Origin of the sequence: Streptomyces sp. NPDC059850, assembly GCF_042731515.1 — a bacterium.
GTDB lineage: Bacteria > Actinomycetota > Actinomycetes > Streptomycetales > Streptomycetaceae > Streptomyces.
Genome location: NZ_JBHWJI010000001.1, coordinates 251,654 through 267,933 on the forward strand (window position 1 = coordinate 251,654; position 16,280 = coordinate 267,933).

General features: G+C 72.3%; 9 protein-coding genes and 1 pseudogene. 2 read left to right on the forward strand and 8 right to left on the reverse strand.

Annotation, left to right across the window (positions count from 1 at the left end):
• Positions 1-23 precede the first annotated feature (23 nt).
• Positions 24-2,750 (reverse strand): pyruvate, phosphate dikinase, encoded by a 2,727-nt coding sequence (gene ppdK, locus ACFV9T_RS01275; protein ID WP_385436010.1) that lies wholly within the window; start codon positions 2,748-2,750, stop codon positions 24-26.
• A 491-nt stretch (positions 2,751-3,241) separates the two neighbouring features.
• Between ppdK and ACFV9T_RS01280 the strand changes: the two genes are divergently transcribed.
• Positions 3,242-4,561, forward strand: a complete 1,320-nt coding sequence (locus tag ACFV9T_RS01280; protein WP_385436011.1) for a hypothetical protein — start codon at positions 3,242-3,244, stop codon at positions 4,559-4,561.
• On the opposite strand, the gene ACFV9T_RS01285 is transcribed toward ACFV9T_RS01280, so the two are convergent.
• From ACFV9T_RS01285 to dusB, 6 genes and pseudogenes are all read right to left on the reverse strand, one after another.
• On the reverse strand, positions 4,549-7,206 hold the full coding sequence (locus tag ACFV9T_RS01285) for a tetratricopeptide repeat protein (RefSeq protein WP_385436012.1): 2,658 nt from the start codon (positions 7,204-7,206) through the stop codon (positions 4,549-4,551). The genes ACFV9T_RS01280 and ACFV9T_RS01285 overlap by 13 nt on opposite strands.
• Before the next feature lie 142 nt (positions 7,207-7,348).
• Positions 7,349-8,089 (reverse strand): annotated as a pseudogene (locus ACFV9T_RS01290) (hypothetical protein); the annotation flags it as partial.
• Positions 8,089-9,066, reverse strand: a complete 978-nt coding sequence (locus tag ACFV9T_RS01295; protein WP_385436013.1) for an AAA family ATPase — start codon at positions 9,064-9,066, stop codon at positions 8,089-8,091. The gene ACFV9T_RS01295 and the pseudogene ACFV9T_RS01290, both read right to left, overlap by 1 nt.
• Before the next feature lie 15 nt (positions 9,067-9,081).
• Positions 9,082-11,277 carry a caspase family protein gene (locus tag ACFV9T_RS01300; protein ID WP_385436014.1) on the reverse strand — a complete coding sequence of 732 codons (2,196 nt, stop codon included), beginning with the start codon at positions 11,275-11,277 and terminating at the stop codon, positions 9,082-9,084.
• Positions 11,274-12,524: a hypothetical protein gene (locus ACFV9T_RS01305; protein WP_385436015.1), complete on the reverse strand. Its 1,251-nt coding sequence runs from the start codon at positions 12,522-12,524 to the stop codon at positions 11,274-11,276. Before ACFV9T_RS01305 ends, ACFV9T_RS01300 begins: the two co-directional genes overlap by 4 nt.
• A 90-nt stretch (positions 12,525-12,614) precedes the next feature.
• A complete protein-coding gene (dusB, locus tag ACFV9T_RS01310) occupies positions 12,615-13,754 on the reverse strand; it encodes a tRNA dihydrouridine synthase DusB (RefSeq protein WP_385436016.1) in 1,140 nt (379 codons plus the stop codon).
• A 179-nt stretch (positions 13,755-13,933) separates the two neighbouring features.
• On the opposite strand from dusB, the gene ACFV9T_RS01315 reads away from it, so the two are divergent.
• Entirely contained in the window at positions 13,934-15,433 is a 1,500-nt protein-coding gene (locus ACFV9T_RS01315) for an MFS transporter (RefSeq protein ID WP_385436017.1), read from the forward strand.
• Here ACFV9T_RS01315 and ACFV9T_RS01320 read toward each other — a convergent pair.
• Entirely contained in the window at positions 15,400-16,266 is an 867-nt protein-coding gene (locus ACFV9T_RS01320) for a helix-turn-helix transcriptional regulator (protein ID WP_385436018.1), read from the reverse strand. The genes ACFV9T_RS01315 and ACFV9T_RS01320 overlap by 34 nt on opposite strands.
• Between the last annotated feature and the right edge of the window lie 14 nt (positions 16,267-16,280).

The following is a 16,280-nucleotide window of genomic DNA, read 5'->3' on the forward strand; positions in this document are numbered from 1 at the left end:
GCCTTATCGGCCCGCGCCCGCCGTCAGCGGCCGTTGGCCGCCGCGCGGCCCGACTCCAGGCGGGCTACGGGGATGCGGAACGGGGAGCAGGAGACGTAGTCCAGGCCCACCTCGTGGAAGAAGTGGACGGACTCCGGGTCGCCGCCGTGCTCGCCGCAGACGCCGAGCTTGAGGTCGGGGCGGGTGGCCCGGCCGGCCCGGGCGGCGTCGCGGACCAGGGCGCCGACGCCGTCCTTGTCGATGGTCTCGAAGGGGCTGACGCCGAAGATGCCCTTCTCCAGGTAGGCGGTGAAGAAGCTGGCCTCGACGTCGTCGCGGGAGAAGCCCCACACGGTCTGGGTGAGGTCGTTGGTGCCGAAGGAGAAGAAGTCGGCGGACTCGGCGATCTGAGCGGCGGTCAGTGCGGCCCGGGGCAGCTCGATCATGGTGCCGAGGGAGAGCTTGAGGTCCACGCCGTGGGCGCGCTCGACCTCGTCGATGATCTGCTCGGCCTCCTCGCGGACGATCTCCAGCTCCTGGACGGTGCCGACGAGCGGGATCATGATCTCGGCGCGCGGGTCGCCCTTGGCGTTGCGGCGGGCGGCGGCGGCCTCGGCGATGGCCCGGACCTGCATGGCGAACAGGCCGGGGATGACGAGGCCGAGGCGTACGCCGCGCAGGCCCAGCATCGGGTTCTGCTCGTGCAGCCGGTGGACGGCCTGGAGGAGCCGGAGGTCGTTCTCGTTGTGGTCCTTGCGGGACTCGGCGAGCGCGACGCGAACCGACAGCTCGGTGATGTCGGGCAGGAACTCGTGCAGCGGCGGGTCGAGCAGCCGGACGGTGACGGGCAGCCCGTCCATCGCCTCGAACAGCTCCACGAAGTCCTTTTTCTGGAGCGGCAGCAGCTCGCCGAGGGCGGCGTCGCGCTCCTCCTCGCCGTGGGCGAGGATCAGCCGCTCGACCATCTCGCGGCGCTCGCCGAGGAACATGTGCTCGGTGCGGCACAGCCCGATGCCCTGCGCGCCGAAGCGGCGGGCGCGGGCGGCGTCCTCGGCGTTGTCCGCGTTCGCGCGGACCCGCAGGCGGCGGACCCGGTCCGCGTACGCCATGATCCGGTGCACGGCGGCGACCAGCTCGTCGGCGTCGTCGGCGCCCGCGTGCATCCGGCCCTCGAAGTACTCGACCACCGGGGACGGGACGACCGGGACCTCGCCGAGGTAGACCTTGCCGGAGGAGCCGTCGATCGAGACGACGTCGCCCTCCTCGATGACCAGGTCGTCCTTGCCGTCCGGGCTCGGCACGATCATGCGGCGGCGCTTGGTGTCGACCTCCAGGTCCTCGGCGCCGCACACACAGGTCTTGCCCATGCCGCGGGCGACGACGGCGGCGTGCGAGGTCTTGCCGCCGCGCGAGGTGAGGATGCCCTCGGCGGCGATCATGCCGTCCAGGTCGTCGGGGTTGGTCTCGCGGCGGATGAGGATGACCTTCTCACCGGAGCGGGACCACTTGACGGCCGTGTACGAGTCGAAGACGGCCTTGCCGACGGCGGCGCCCGGGGAGGCGGCGATGCCGCGCCCGATCTTCCGTACGGCGTCGCCCGCCGCGGCCTCCTCGTCGAAGCGCGGGAACATCAGCTGCGCGAGCTGCGCGCCGTTGACCCGGCGCAGCGCCTCGGCCTCGTCGATCAGGCCCTGGTCGACCAGCTGGGTGGCGATCCGGAAGGCGGCACCGGCGGTGCGCTTGCCGACCCGGGTCTGCAGCATCCACAGCTTGCCGCTCTCGATGGTGAACTCGATGTCGCACAGGTCCTTGTAGTGCGTTTCGAGCGTTTCCATGATCTGCATCAGCTCGTCGTACGAGCGCTTGTCGATCTGCTCCAGGTCGGCGAGCGGAACGGTGTTGCGGATGCCCGCGACGACGTCCTCGCCCTGCGCGTTCTGCAGGTAGTCGCCGTAGACGCCCTGGTGGCCGCTGGCCGGGTCGCGAGTGAAGGCGACGCCGGTGCCCGAGTCGGGGCCGAGGTTGCCGAAGACCATGGAGCAGATGTTGACCGCGGTGCCCAGGTCGTGCGGGATGCGCTCCTGGCGGCGGTAGAGCTTGGCGCGGTCGCCGTTCCAGGAGTCGAAGACGGCCCGTACGGCGAGGTCCATCTGCTCGCGCGGCTCCTGCGGGAAGCTGCGGCCGGTCTCCTGGGAGACGATCGCCTTGAACTCGGTGACCAGCTTCTTGAGGTCGGCGGCGTCGAGGTCGATGTCGACGGTGACGCCCTTGGCCTGCTTGGCCGCGTCGATGGCCTCCTCGAAGAGGTCGCCGTTCACGCCCAGCACGGTCTTGCCGAACATCTGGATGAGGCGGCGGTAGGAGTCCCAGGCGAACCGGTCGTCGCCCGCCTGCGCGGCGAGCCCGGCGACGGACTCGTCGGAGAGGCCGATGTTGAGGACGGTGTCCATCATCCCGGGCATCGAGAACTTCGCGCCGGAGCGTACGGATACCAGGAGCGGGTCGTCGGCCTGGCCGAGCTTCTTGCCCATCTTCCCCTCAAGGGCTTCGAGGTGCGCACTCACCTCGTCGCGGAGGGCCGCGGGCTCGGTACCGCTGTCGAGGTAGACCTTGCAGGCCTCGGTGGTGATGGTGAATCCCGGTGGCACGGGGAGACCGAGATTGGTCATCTCGGCGAGGTTCGCTCCCTTCCCGCCGAGGAGGTCCTTGAGATCCTTGTTGCCCTCGGTGAAGTCGTAAACGAACTTCTGCTGATCTTGTGTTTCCGGCACGGGACTCGATCTCCTCGGCTCGGCTGCCCTGACGGCGGGGAGCGTACCCAGATCGAAGGCTCCTGAGTATGTCCACTCCACCGTCATCGGGCTGTAACCACCCGCCTGCCACGTGTTCGAAAGTGCGCCGGGAGAGGGAGTGGCGCGGGTCACTCCTTCAAGAGTCGAACGCATGCACACGCCACGCATATGAGGCGGCGGCCATTCGCTACTTTCCGTTATCACTGGTTCGAGGGCTCGAACATCGAGAGCGTGGCACTGAGTGCCATGCATTGAGGAGGTGAGCACAGCGGACGACCGCCGGACCACCTCCATTCACCCGCTCATCTGAGCGAGGGGGTGATCAGAGTGGCGAGAATCACCCCCCTCCAGGGTGCCTCGTCTCACTCCGTGGACGCGACGAGAGGGGCATCGCTCAGATGAGCGATTCGCAGGTGAGCGGCGTCGCGGGCCCGGTATCGTGCCCGCATGGGCGATGACGAGGAGGGCCCGTGACCAGCGCCCGGCCCGCGCTCACGCAGCTGGTGCCCGGCGCGCGGCGCGTCCTCGACGAGAACTGGACCGGCTCCTCCACAGTCCCCTCCCGCGCGCTCTATCCGCACCAGTGGAGCTGGGATTCGGCGTTCATCGCGATCGGATCGCGTCATCTTTCGGTACGCCGCGCCCAGCGGGAACTGGAAACCCTGCTCAGGGCCCAGTGGGGCGATGGACGCGTCCCCCACATCGTGTACAACCCGGCGGTGCCGCCGGGCGCCTACTTCCCGGGCCCGGACTTCTGGCGCCCGTACGCACAGGGCACCGGCGTCGCGACCTCCGGGATCATCCAGCCCCCGGTGCACGCGCTCGCCTGTCTGCTCGTCCACCGCGCCGACCCGCGCGCCTCGGCGCGGTCCGGCTTCCTGGCCCGTACGTATCCCCGGCTCGCCGCCTGGCACCGCTATCTGACGGACCGGCGCGATCTGGGCGGCGGCGGGCTGGTGTCGGTGGTCCATCCCTGGGAGCCCGGCATGGACAACAGCCCCTGCTGGGACGCCCCGCTGGCCCGCGTCGAGCCCGTCCCGCCGGACGCGTTCCGCCGTGCCGACCTCGACCACGGCGCGGCCGCCGACCGTCCGACGGACCTGGACTACGGGCGCTACGTACGGCTCGCGGCGGACTACCGGGACGGGGGCTACGAGGACCGCCCCGGCGCCCACGCCTTCGCCGTCGAGGACCCGGGCGTCAACGCCCTGCTCATCGCCTCCGAACACGCCCTGGCCGAGATCGCCCGGCACCTCGGCGCGGACCCGCGGCCGCACCGCGCCCGGGCCGCCCGGCTGACGGCCGCCCTGCTGGACCGGCTCTGGGACCCGGCCGCCGGGCTGTTCCTGTGCCGCGATGTGGTGGGCGGGGGCCTGATCTCCGAGCGGAGCGCGGCGGGCCTGCTGCCGCTGCTCGTCCCGGAGCTGCCCCGGGCCACGGTCGGCGCGCTGCTCCGTACGGCGGCGGGCGAGCACTTCGGGCTGGGCACCTCAGTACGCCTGGTGCCCAGCTACGACCTGCGCGGCCACGCCTTCGACCCGTCCCGCTACTGGCGCGGCCCCGCCTGGTTCAACGTCAACTGGCTGCTGGAGCGCGGCCTGCGGCTCCACGGCGCGGCGGACGAGGCGGACGCGCTGCGGGACGCCGCCCTGGAGGCGGCCGCCGCGACCGGGTTCGCCGAGTACGTCGACCCGTACACGGAGGAGGCGCGCGGCACCCGGGACTTCAGCTGGACGGCGGCCCTGGCCCTGGACCTGGCGGTGGCGGTGGCGGCGGATCAGGGCGCCTGATCGTCATCGGCCGCCCGGAGCCGGGCGAGCGCCGCGCGGGTCATCCGGGTGCATCTGTGGTCGTCGCCCAGCACCCGCTCGCTCACCTCCAGCACCGCCCGCCACTCGGCCTCGGCCTCGTCGAGCCGACCGAGCCCCTTGAGCGCGGTGCCCAGGTTGTGGCGGGTCCACAAGGTGGCAGAACTCTCGGCCCCGAGGGCACGCGTCCGCAGCTCGGCCGTCGCGCGGTTCTCCGCTTCCGCCTCCGCGTAGCGGCCCAGCTTGCCCAGCACATTGCCGAGGCTGTGCCGGGCCGACAGCGTGTCCTCGGCCTCGGGCCCCAGGACCCGCGCCCGCCCCTCGGCCACATGCCGGTACTCCGCCTCGGCTTCTCCGTAGCGCTCCTGGGTCCGCAGCAGGTCGGCCAGCATCCGATGGGTCAGCAGCGTGCCGGGGTCGTCCGGCCCCCGCACCCGCGCCTCCGCCCCCATGATCGCGCGGTACTCGGCCTCGGCCTCCTCCAGTCGGCCGAGGTCGCTCAACGCGTTCGCGCGGCAGTACCGGGTCACGAGCGTCACCGCCGCTTCGGCTCCCAGAGTGTCGGTCCGGTCGCGCAGCACCGCGGTGAACTCCGCCAGCGCCTCCTCATATCGCTTGGCCTCGGCCAGGCAGACCCCCAGGCCGTGCCGCGTGGTCAGGGTGCTGAAATGCTCCCCGCCCAGCACGTCGGTCTGCATCGCCAGAAGGCCCCGGAACGCCGCTTCCGACTCCTCGGATCTGCCCTGATCGGCCAGGAGCATCGCCCGCAGACGGCGTGCCTCGAAGGAATTGACGTGCCGCTCCCCACGGGCCCGGTCCGACACGTCGATCAGCGCCGCGACCTCGGTCTGAGCCTCTTCGTAGCGTTCCAGATCGCGCAGCACGGTGATGTGCCAGTGCGCCGCGCTCAGGGTCCGCTGGTGCTCCGTACCGAGTCCGTCCCCCAACCGGTCGGCCGCCTCCCGCCACAGCTCCTCGGCCTCCTCCTCCCGGCCCCGCTCTCCCAGGAGATGCGCCAGCCTGAAGACGGCGGTGGCCCACGCGGGCAGACCCCCCTCTTCCGAAGGCCCGCAGTCCGCGACGGCCGCCCGGCTCTCCAACTCCGCCTCGTCATACCGTCCGAGCTGCGCCAGCGCGTCGGACAGCCACACCCTGGCATTGACCGTGTCCTGGTGCGCCCAGCCCTTGAGTTCCCCCAACTCCTCCTGTGCGACGCGGAACTCCCGCTCGGCCTCCTCCGGGCGCCCCAGCGCCATCAGCATGCGGCCACGGCTCACCCGGAGATCCGCGACAAGCCCGTGCGGGTCATCCGGCTGGCCGAGATACGCGTCGATGAGCGTGCGGCGCTCCTCCTCCGCCTCCTGCTTCCGCCCGGCGTATTCGAGCAGGTTGGCCAGGTGGCCGCGGGCGTTCAGCGTGTACTCGTGGTCCCTGCCGTGCACCCGGCCCGAGATCTCGACCACCGCGCTCAGATGGCGCTCGGCCTCCTCGTGCTCGCCCAGCTTGTTCAGCGCGAGGGCCAGATAACCACGCAGGGTGCGCGACTCCAGCTCTTCCCCGCCCGACACCTCGGGAAGCTGTTCCAGGATCGTGCCGCGCAGCTCGTCCGCGTAGTCCCGCCATCCGCCCTCGACCAGCGCCTCGACCAGCCCGGGCAGTCGCCGGACCCCGCGCCAGCCGCACTTCTCGTCCTGGTCCTCCGCCTCCGCCAGCAATCGGTCGACCCATACGCCCACCGGCACCGTCATCCTCTCGTCGGCCGCGATCCGGCGCACCAGGGCGAGGAACGGCGGCTGGACGCGCTCCGACACATGGGAGCGAACGGTGAGATCGGGGACCGGGAGCGTCGGCTCGGGCGGGGACGGGGGCTGCGGCGGCTCCGGGCTCTCGTACGGCTCCTCGTCCCGCAGCCCCAGCCGCTGCAGCAGCTCCGGGGAGGCCGCCGCGAAGGGGCGGGCCTCGTCGGCGACGCGGGAGTCGCCGTGGTCGCCGGAGAGCCGGGCGCGGAACTCGGGGCCGCTGCCCTGGCGGCGCAGCAGGAACTCGGTGACCTGCGCCGCCGTTTCCAGCGCGTCCGAGGTCCGGACCGCGTCCAGCAGGAGATCCGCGACCCCCGGGTGGAACGCGTACTCCTCCGCGCCGCCCTCCCGCCTCCGCAGCAGCCCGCCGAGGAACACCTCGGCCAGCTGCGCCGGGTGGAAGCGCTCCCCACGGCCCGCGCCCGCCTGGTGGATCAGCCGCATCACCGGCAGCGTCAGCGGATGGACGGTGGCCAGCGCCCCGGCCAGCCGCTGGGCCTCGGGCGAGGCGGCGCCCCGGAAGCGGCGCAGCCGCTCCTCGGCCGTCGGCTCGGGGACATGGGCGGTGGCCTGCGCGGCCACCGGCTTCTCCGCCCCGTCCAGCAGCATCACCGGCAGCGCCGCGCCACCGCCGCCGGTGCCGGTGCCGGTGCCGGTGAGCGCCGCCCAGGCGCCCAGCTCGCCCTCGGCCAGCTCCAGCACGGGTACCGGGGTCTTGCCGTCGTACGACACCAGGCCGCGCGGAAGCACCGGGTGGCGCACGGACAGCGCACGGCACGGCGCGCCCTCCCGGCCACCGCCGTCGACCAGCAGCCGCTGCGTGGGCATTCCGCGCTCCGGCCACATCCGCGCGGGCAGCGGTTGGAGGACCGCCACCGGCGAGTGGCGGGCCCAGCGGCGCAGCAGACGCGGAAATCGCGCCGCTGCGCCACCCCGGGCCCACTCCGTCCGAGAGGACCAGCATCACGGTGCGGCCGGAGATGTCGGTCAGCTGGCGCGCGGTGCGGCGCGGGGCGCCGGGGGCGTAGGGGCGGGCCGTGAGCAGCGGTTGGGGTTCGTGCCCGGGCGCCGGTCGGGCGTCCTGAGCGCTGTCCAGCCCGTAGGTCCGTACGGAGCGGAAGGCGCCCTGCCGCTCCAGCAGTCCGCGCACCTCGGCGGCGAGCTGCTGCCACAGGACCATCGACGGGCCGTCGTCCACGATGAGCGCGACGCTCAGCCAGCGCTCCGGGCGGGGGCGCAGCACCACGTCCGGCAGACCGGTTTCGGCGATCCACTCGGCGGTGGCGGCCTCGTCGACGCGGAAGGACGTGCGCGACGGCACGCTCCGCCGCAGCGGTCGCAGCGCGCGGGACAGCCCGCGCGCCGCGGGCAGCGCCCGTACGCCCCGGACGCCGACGCCGCGCGCCGGGCGGGCCGCGGTGGAACGGGCGGCGCCCGCGGCGTAGAACCCGGCGGGGGCGAGGGGGCCGGGCACGGGTTCATCCGCGGTGTGCGCCCCGGCGGGCGGGCGCCGGGCGCCCTCCCCCTCGTCGTCGCCGTCGGCCGCGCCGGGGGCGGGGCCGGTCGTGCCCGGGGGCGGCGTCCGCTCCTCGCCGTCCCCTTCGCCCCGCGCCGGGGCCGTGGTCGCGGCGAACCACAGGACGTCGCACAGCTCCTCCTGGGAGAGGTCGACCCCCGCGTCCTCCAACAGGGCGCACAGCCGCTCGATCATTACGCGTCGACTTCGTTCAGCGAGCGGAACAGCTTGTCGAGGACGTCCTGATCGACCCGCACCCCGGAGGAACGCAGGCGGACCGCGTTGAGGAGTTGGTCGGTGGCCAGCTCTCGTTCGTTCCGCCGGGCCACGAAGTCGGCGATCAGCTCCCGTGCCCGCGCGCCGACCTCCTCGCCCAGATGCATGGTGACGATCTGCTGGAGCTGCCGCTCATCGGGCTGCTTGAGGTCGAGCCGTACACAGCGGCGCAGAAACGCCGGAGGGAACTCACGCTCACCGTTGCTGGTGATGACGACGACGGGGAAGACGCGGCAGCTGACCCAGCCGCTGGTGATCCCCACCTTCGCCCGGGAACCGGCGGTCTGCACATAGACCGTCTTCTCCTCCCCCAGACGGGCCAGCTCCGGGATCTCGAACTCGCCCTCCTCGAAGACCGTGAGGAGGTCGTTGGGCAGGTCGACATCGCCCTTGTCCAGCTCGTCCACGAGCAGAACACGCGGTGTGTCGGTCGGCAGGAGCGCGGTGCCGAGCGCGCCGAGCCGCAGATAGTCGCCGATGTCCGGCTCGGCTCCGGCGCTCTCGTCGGCGCGCCGTTTGAGGGAGACTTCGCGCAGTCGGCCCACCGCGTCGTACGAGTAGAGGCCCTCGGTGAGCGTGGAGCGGCTGTTGACCGGCCAGTGCAGCACCTCGCCCAGCTTCAGTTCGCGGGCGATGGCGTGCGCCAGGGTCGACTTGCCGGTGCCGGGGCGGCCGGTGACCAGCAGTGGGCGGTGCAGATGCAGCGCCATGTTGACGACGTCGCGGTCCTCGTCGGTGATCAGATACGGCAGCCCCCGCCCCTCGTCCCGGCCCCGCCCCTCGTCCCGGCGCCGCGCGCCGTCGCCGAAGCGCCGCCACGGCGGGGCGGTGGGCCAGGTCTCCACGTCGTGGGGCTCGGTGTCGCCGCCCTGGAAGAGCCTCCAGTCCTGTGCCATATTCTTCGTCTCTCCTCAGGGTGCGGACAGGTCGAGTTGGTCGGGGAGCGGGTGGTGCGGATCGTCCCACAGGAGGGACATGTGCCTGCCGTGGTGGCTCCGGTAGGGGTCGCTGTCGGACCGGAGTTCACGCAGCCGCTGGGGAAGGGAGCGCAGCGGTCTCTCCTCGCCGAGCAGCTTGCGTATCTCGTCCTCCGCTATGGCCGGTTCCGCCTCGCCGTGCCAGATGAGGACGGGCACCCCGCCGAACAGACAGACGTTGAAGAGGTCCGCCCGGGCCCGCGAGGGGGTGGCCGTCATCGCGCCGGGAGCGTCCACGGTCTGCTGGACGACGGCGTACACCTCACCGCAGTCCATGTCGCCCGGCAGCCAGCGCAGATCCCTGGTGGCGGCGGTGCCGACCCGCTTCCAGCGGCCCTTCCACAGATCGTGGCGCTGGGGTTCACGGAATTCGGTGCAGCGCATGACGACCGGGTAGTCGGTGCCCAGATGCCGCTTGACGGGGCGCGCGAACTGCCAGCGGTGCACGGCCAGTTCGAGGTCGGTGGAGGGAACGAAGAATTCCACCAGAGTGTCCGGGGTGTAGGGCTGGGCGCTCAGCACGGCTTCCAGGCCGTCCCGTATCTCCTCCAGGGAAGCGGGGGTGTCCACCTTGGCCAGGGAGTTGACGTCCTCGCCGCGCCGCGTCCACACCTCGTACGCGCGCCCGGGCCCGTTGGAGGGGTGGAGCCTGATCTGAACGCGCTGCTCCTGGGCGGGACCGGCCGCCTCGACGCCTTCGGCGTACTCCTCGGCCTCGCCGCGCCGCTCCTTCAACTGGCCCTTCATGCCCAGCCGTTCGGCGCACCGCAGCGACCAGGCACGCAGATCGGCGGCGACCGCCCCGCCGTCGACGGCCGCGAAGCGCTCCACGACCCTGAGCAGTTGAGGGAGCTGGTCCGGTTTGGGGAGCAGCTCCTCCAGCGCGTCGGCGAGCGCGGCCGGATCGTGGAACGCCAGATCGACGAGGCCGAACAGCGCGCGGGCCTCCTCGGCGGCGTCGTACCGGCCCCGCTCGTCCAGCCGCCCCAGCAGCGCGACCAGCTCCACGTACTCGGCACGGGTCAGCCACTGGTTCTGGAGGACGTGGCACGCCTTGCGGATCTCCGCGCGGACCGGGACGGGTGCGCTCAGCTCGGCCAGGAGGGTGACGGTGCCGTGCGGGTTGTCCAGGGCCCAGTCGACCAGTTCCCCGGCCGGGAGAGGAGTCATGGTGGGCGGGCCGGTGGTGAACTGCTCGCACAGCCGGGCGGCGACCCTCGCCGCCGACCCGGCGGGATCCGCCCCGAGCAGCCCCGCCGCCTCCAGTACCACCATCTCCCGGAACCGCCGCTTCTCCGGATCCAGGGGCGGGGCGGGTGGGCCGAGCCGGTCCGTCCGCTCTTGCTGGTCCCAGTCGATGACATGCATCGTCGGGTACTGTCGGCCGCTCCCGGTCGCGGGTCGCTGGGCGAAGTCGTCCCGTACGCCCTTCCCGACCCGGTCCAGATCCAGCGCCGCTCCGGCGCCGCCCGCCGCTTCGAGCTGCCGCAGCAGAGCAGAGGTGAAGCGCCCGGCTCCCTCCTGCTCCATGGCGACGGCACCGGCCTGGCAGGCGCGCATCCAGAAGACCCGCCGATCGGATCTGATCTGGGGCGCCTTGGTGAGCGGCTGCGGGGTGTCGGCCAGCTCATGAGTGTGGAGGGGAAGGGCGCGCCGACAGGCGTCGACGATCACGGTGACCCGGTCCACTCCGTCCCAGGGCAGATGGTCGGTGCGCACCAGGTCGAGCAGGCTGTCGGCGTCCAGCCCCTGCAGGTCGGTGTCGGACGTCTCGGGGTACAGCAGGCTCCACCCGCCGCCCGGTGCCTGCACCCCGTGCCCGGCCCAGTAGATCCACAGCCAGTCGCCGTCGATCTCGCGCAGCCCGTCCCGGAAGACCTCGCGCACGTCCCGGCGCTCCGCCGGGCGGTAGTCGGGGTGCGCCGCCGCCAGGGCCTCCCGGTTGCGCTCCATGGGCGAGGCCAGTAACTGGATGTTCCCCGGCGGTACGCCCCTCCCGGTGAGCCAGTTCCGCATCCCGATGGCATCGTGCACCGGGCCGTCGAGGTTCAGCTCCTCGCTGCCGTTGTACCGCTCGACCGCCACGATCACGGCATGGGTGCGGCGCCAGTCGTGTTCCACCGCTGTCACTTCGGCAGCTCCGGGGCCAGCAGTTCGTACAGCCGCTGGTGGGCGAAGTACGCGGTGTGGGCGCGCGGGAAGGGCTGGCGGGTGTTGACGCGCAGATCGGTGACCCGGTCGGGGAAGACCTTCTCCCCGACGAAGCCCAGCAGATCCTGCTCGTCGTAGACGTTGATCCAGCGGGGAAAGGTGCCGGGCAGCGGTTCGCCTCGGCGCAGCGCGGTGAGCGCGTCCAGCTCGTAGAGGAACGGCGCCTGCGAGCCGACCGTCACCAGCAGCTCCACGCCCTCGGGCGGATCGGGTTCGGCGAGCAGATCGACGCAGGCGATCCCGCCGAGGCTGTGGGCGAGCAGCACCACCGGGCCGCCCCCTGACGCGATCGCCTCGCGCACCGCCGTACGGATCGCGGTACGCACCCCGGCGCCGCGCACCTGGTAGCGGAGGATGTCGCCACTGGCCGGGACGGACTTCTCGGTGATCCCGCCACGGAAGGTGTGGGCCAGCGAAGACAGCGGCGAGAGGTAGGAGTTGAGCGCCCGTACGGCGACGCCCTTCGCGGCGCGGACGGCGAATCCGTCCCGGCCGGTGCCGCCCAGCTGACCGGTGAGCGCGCCGACGACGGTGTCCCGGTCGGCGCCGTCCACGGCGAGCGGCTCATCGTCGCCGTGCGGCCCCTCGGCCCGCTGGACGGCCAGGGCGTACACGGCGCGGGCCGCGATGGGCTCGATGCCGTCGGCGTACGGAGTGCCGCCCAGGGCGCGGGAGATCTCCTGGGCGACGCGGCCACCGGCCGGGCCGAGGTGCGGCACGAGGTCGGCTGCCAGGTCGTCCAGGCTGCCTCCGCCGCCGGTCACCGCCGCAAGGCTCAGCCCGCGTGCCTTCTCGGCCACGGTCTGCCAGGGGTCCTGACGGCCGGGGGCGAAACCGGCCCGCGACGCGCCTGTGCCGCGCCGCGCCGTCGCCACCTCCGCGAACTCCCGCAGCTCGGCGAGCGGATCCACCTCCAGCAGCGCCCAGACGGCCAGCGGATCGTCCTCGTCCAGCAGCGCGTCACCGCCGACGCCACGGCTCTTGGTCCGCACCGGGACCGACGCCCCGCCGAGCCCCAGCGACGCCCCGTGCCGCTCGCCCCAGAAGCAGCGGACGACGCGGATATCGGCTCTCGCCCGCCCGAGGCCCTTCACGACCCGCGCGATGCTCTTCTCGTACGATTCGGCCCGGACCCCCGTGCCGTGGACGAAGACGACGCTTGTCACCGATCCCCCCAGATCGTCCGGATCCCACCGCGACCACGAGCCCATCACTTTAACCGGTGATGACCCCATGTGACCCCCGAACTACCGAGGTCAGCCGCCCGAGGTGTCCAGCTCCGCGTCCGCCGTCACGCCCGCGCAGTCGTACGGGTCCGCCAGCCAGCCGTCCGGGAGCACCACGCGGTTGCGGCCGGAGGTGCGGCCTCGGGGGCCGTCGGCGCCGGGGGGCCACTCCTGGTCCAGGTCGAGACCGGCCAGCAGCTCGTCCAGCTCGGCCAGGGACGAGGTGATCGCGAGCCGCTTGCGCATCTCGGAACCGACCGAGAAGCCCTTGGTGTACCAGGCGACGTGCTTACGGAAGTCGATCACGCCGCGCTCCTCGTCCTCCAGCCACTGCGCGAGCAGCTCGGCGTGGCGGCGCATCACGGCGGCGACCTCCTTCAGGGTGGGCCGGGCGGAACCGGCCCCGCCGCCCGGTTCGAAGGCCGCGACCAGGTCGCCGAAGAGCCAGGGCCGCCCCAGGCAGCCGCGCCCGACGACCACGCCGTCGCACCCGGTGCGGCTCATCATCCGTACCGCGTCGTCGGCGGACCAGATGTCGCCGTTGCCGAGCACCGGGATCTCCGGGACGGTCTCCTTGAGCCGCGCGATGGCGTCCCAGTCCGCCGTGCCGCCGTAGTGCTGGGCGGCGGTGCGGCCGTGCAGGGCGATCGCGGTGACGCCCTCCTCGACCGCGATCCGGCCCGCGTCGAGATAGGTGATGTGATCGTCGTCGATGCCCTTGCGCACCTTCATGGTCACCGGCAGCGAACCGGCGCCCGTCACCGCCTCGCGCAGGATCGCGCGCAGCAGGTTCCGCTTGTACGGGAGCGCCGAGCCGCCGCCCTTGCGGGTCACCTTGGGCACCGGGCAGCCGAAGTTGAGGTCGATGTGGTCGGCCAGGTCCTCGTCCACGATCATCCGTACGGCCTTGCCGACGGTCACCGGGTCGACCCCGTACAGCTGGATGGAGCGCGGCTTCTCGGTGCCGTCGAAGTGGACCAGCCGCATGGTCTTGGCGTCCCGCTCGACCAGCGCGCGGGTCGTGATCATCTCGCTGACGAAGAGGCCCTTGCCGCCGCTGAACTCCCGGCACAGGGTGCGGAACGGCGCGTTGGTGATCCCGGCCATCGGCGCGAGGACGACCGGTGGCTGGACCGTGTGCGGGCCGATCTGCAGCTGTGTCTGGGTCATGGGGTGAGCTTCCTCGCGGTGCGGGTAGGACGTTCGTATGGGTGGCCGTACCGGGCCGTCGTACGCGTCGTGGTACGTGGCGTCGTACGGACCGGACCTCTCATTGTCCCGCACCCGCGCGGGGAATCGGCCGGGCGGTTCATACGGCCGTTCCCCCGACATCGTTGTAGCGTTCAACCATGCCTGAGCTAAGCCCTCGGCGGCGCATGCTCGTGCTGGCGATCTGCTGCATGAGCCTGCTGCTCGTCAGCCTCGACAACACCGTGCTGAACGTCGCCCTGCCCTCGATGCGCAGCGATCTGAACGCCTCCGTCTCCGGGATGCAGTGGACGATCGACGCGTACACCCTCGTCCTGGCGGCGCTGCTGATGCTCGCCGGGTCGACGGCCGACCGGATCGGGCGCAAGCGCGTCTTCCAGACCGGGCTGGTGATCTTCACCCTCGGCTCGGCGCTGTGCAGCCTGGCGCCCAATCTGGGGGCGCTGGTCGGCTTCCGTATGGTGCAGGCCATCGGCGGTTCGATGCTCAACCCGGTGGCCATGTCGATCATCACCAACACCTTCACCGAGCCCCGGGAGCGGGCCCGGGCGATCGGGGTGTGGGGCGGTGTCGTCGGCATCAGCATGGCGGCCGGACCGATCGTCGGCGGGGTGCTGGTGGAGTCGATCGGCTGGCGCTCGATCTTCTGGATAAACCTTCCGGTCGGGCTCGCGGCGATGGCACTGACCGCCCGCTTCGTACCGGAGTCGCGGGCTCCGAAGCCCCGCAGGCCCGATCCCATCGGCCAGCTGCTGGTCATCGCCGTCCTCGGCTGTCTGACGTACGCCATCATCGAGGCGCCGGGGCACGGCTGGGCCTCGCCGCTGATCACCACCTGCGCGACGGTCGCCGTCATCGGGCTGGTCGCGCTGATCCGCTACGAGCGGCGGCGCGCCGAGCCGCTCATCGATGTGCGCTTCTTCCACAGCGCCCCCTTCAGCGGGGCGACGGTCATCGCGGTGAGCGCGTTCGCGGCGCTCGGCGGCTTCCTCTTCCTGAACACGCTCTATCTGCAGGACGTGCGCGGGCTCGACGCCCTGCATGCCGGGCTGTGGATGCTGCCGATGGCGTTCATGTGCTTCATCTGCGCGCCGCTGTCCGGTCGGCTGGTGGGCCACGGCGGGCCCCGGCTGCCGCTGCTGCTGGCCGGGGTGACGATGGCGGCCAGCGGGGTGCTGTTCGCGGTCTTCGACGCCCAGTCCACCAATGTGCTGCTGCTGATCGGCTATGTGCTGTTCGGTATCGGATTCGGCCTGGTCAACGCGCCCATCACCAATACGGCGGTCTCCGGGATGCCCCGTTCGCAGGCCGGGGTCGCCTCCGCCGTCGCCTCCACCAGCCGCCAGGTGGGCCAGTCGCTGGGGGTCGCGGTGATCGGCGCCGTGCTGGCCGCGGGCGCGGCGGCCGGGGTGGCGGGCGCGGAGCCGGGCCACAAGGCCTCGGCCGCGGCCGCGGCCGCGTTCGTGGACTCCGCCCGGCCCGCCTGGTGGATCATCGCGGGCTGCGGTGCCGTCATCCTGCTGCTGGGCGCGCTGACCACCGGCCGCTGGGCGCTGGCCACGACGAAGCGCGCCGCCGCGCTGTTCGAGGAGGGCGGGCCGACGGGTCAGACCTCGGCCAATTCCAGCGCGAGGGCGTGAAGCCGGTCCAGGCGCTCACGGGACTCCTCGTCCGCCGGGGTGTACGTGAGCAGCTTGGGCCCGGCGTTGGGGCCGGTCCACAGGCTGGTCGAGGTCAGCCGCACGACGCCCACGCTCGACTGCCGGAAGATCTTGATCCGGTCGCCGGGCCGCACCACCTCATGGCGCGCCCAGATCTCCCGGAACTCCGGTGAGGCCTCCTCCAGCCGCCTCAGCAGCGCCTTCCACGCGGGTTCGGCGACATGTTCGGCCATCGCGGAACGGAACTTGGCGGCCATCAGGCTGATCGTCTCCTCCCGCTCGACCAGGCTCGCCCGCCACTCGTCGTTGGTGAAGGCCAGCCACATGCAATTGCGGTCCTCCGGCGGCAGCGCGTCCAGGTCGCACATCAGCAGCCGGTAGGAGCGGTTGTACGCGAGGAGGTCGAACCGGGCGTTCTGCACGCACGCCGGGAACGGCTCCAGCTGCTCCAGCATCACCTGAAGCGACTGCGGCACCCCGGCGCACTCGTTCGCGGGGCTCGGATCGGCCTGCGCGGCGAGGACGAAGAGGTGGGCGCGCTCGCTGCGGTCCAGGAGCAGCGCGCGGGCGATGGCGTCGAGCACCTGCGCCGAGACGTGGATGTCCCGGGCCTGCTCCAGCCAGGTGTACCAGGTGACGCCCACCGTGGAGAGCTGGGCGACCTCCTCGCGGCGCAGTCCGGGGGTCCGCCGGCGGCGGCCTCGGGGCAGCCCAACCTGCTCGGGGGTGATCCGCTCGCGGCGGCTGCGCAGAAAGGCCGCCAGCTCGGTCCGTCGGATATCACCTGTGGCAGTCTGCACCGTGATGGTCATGGCTCCAGAGTGCC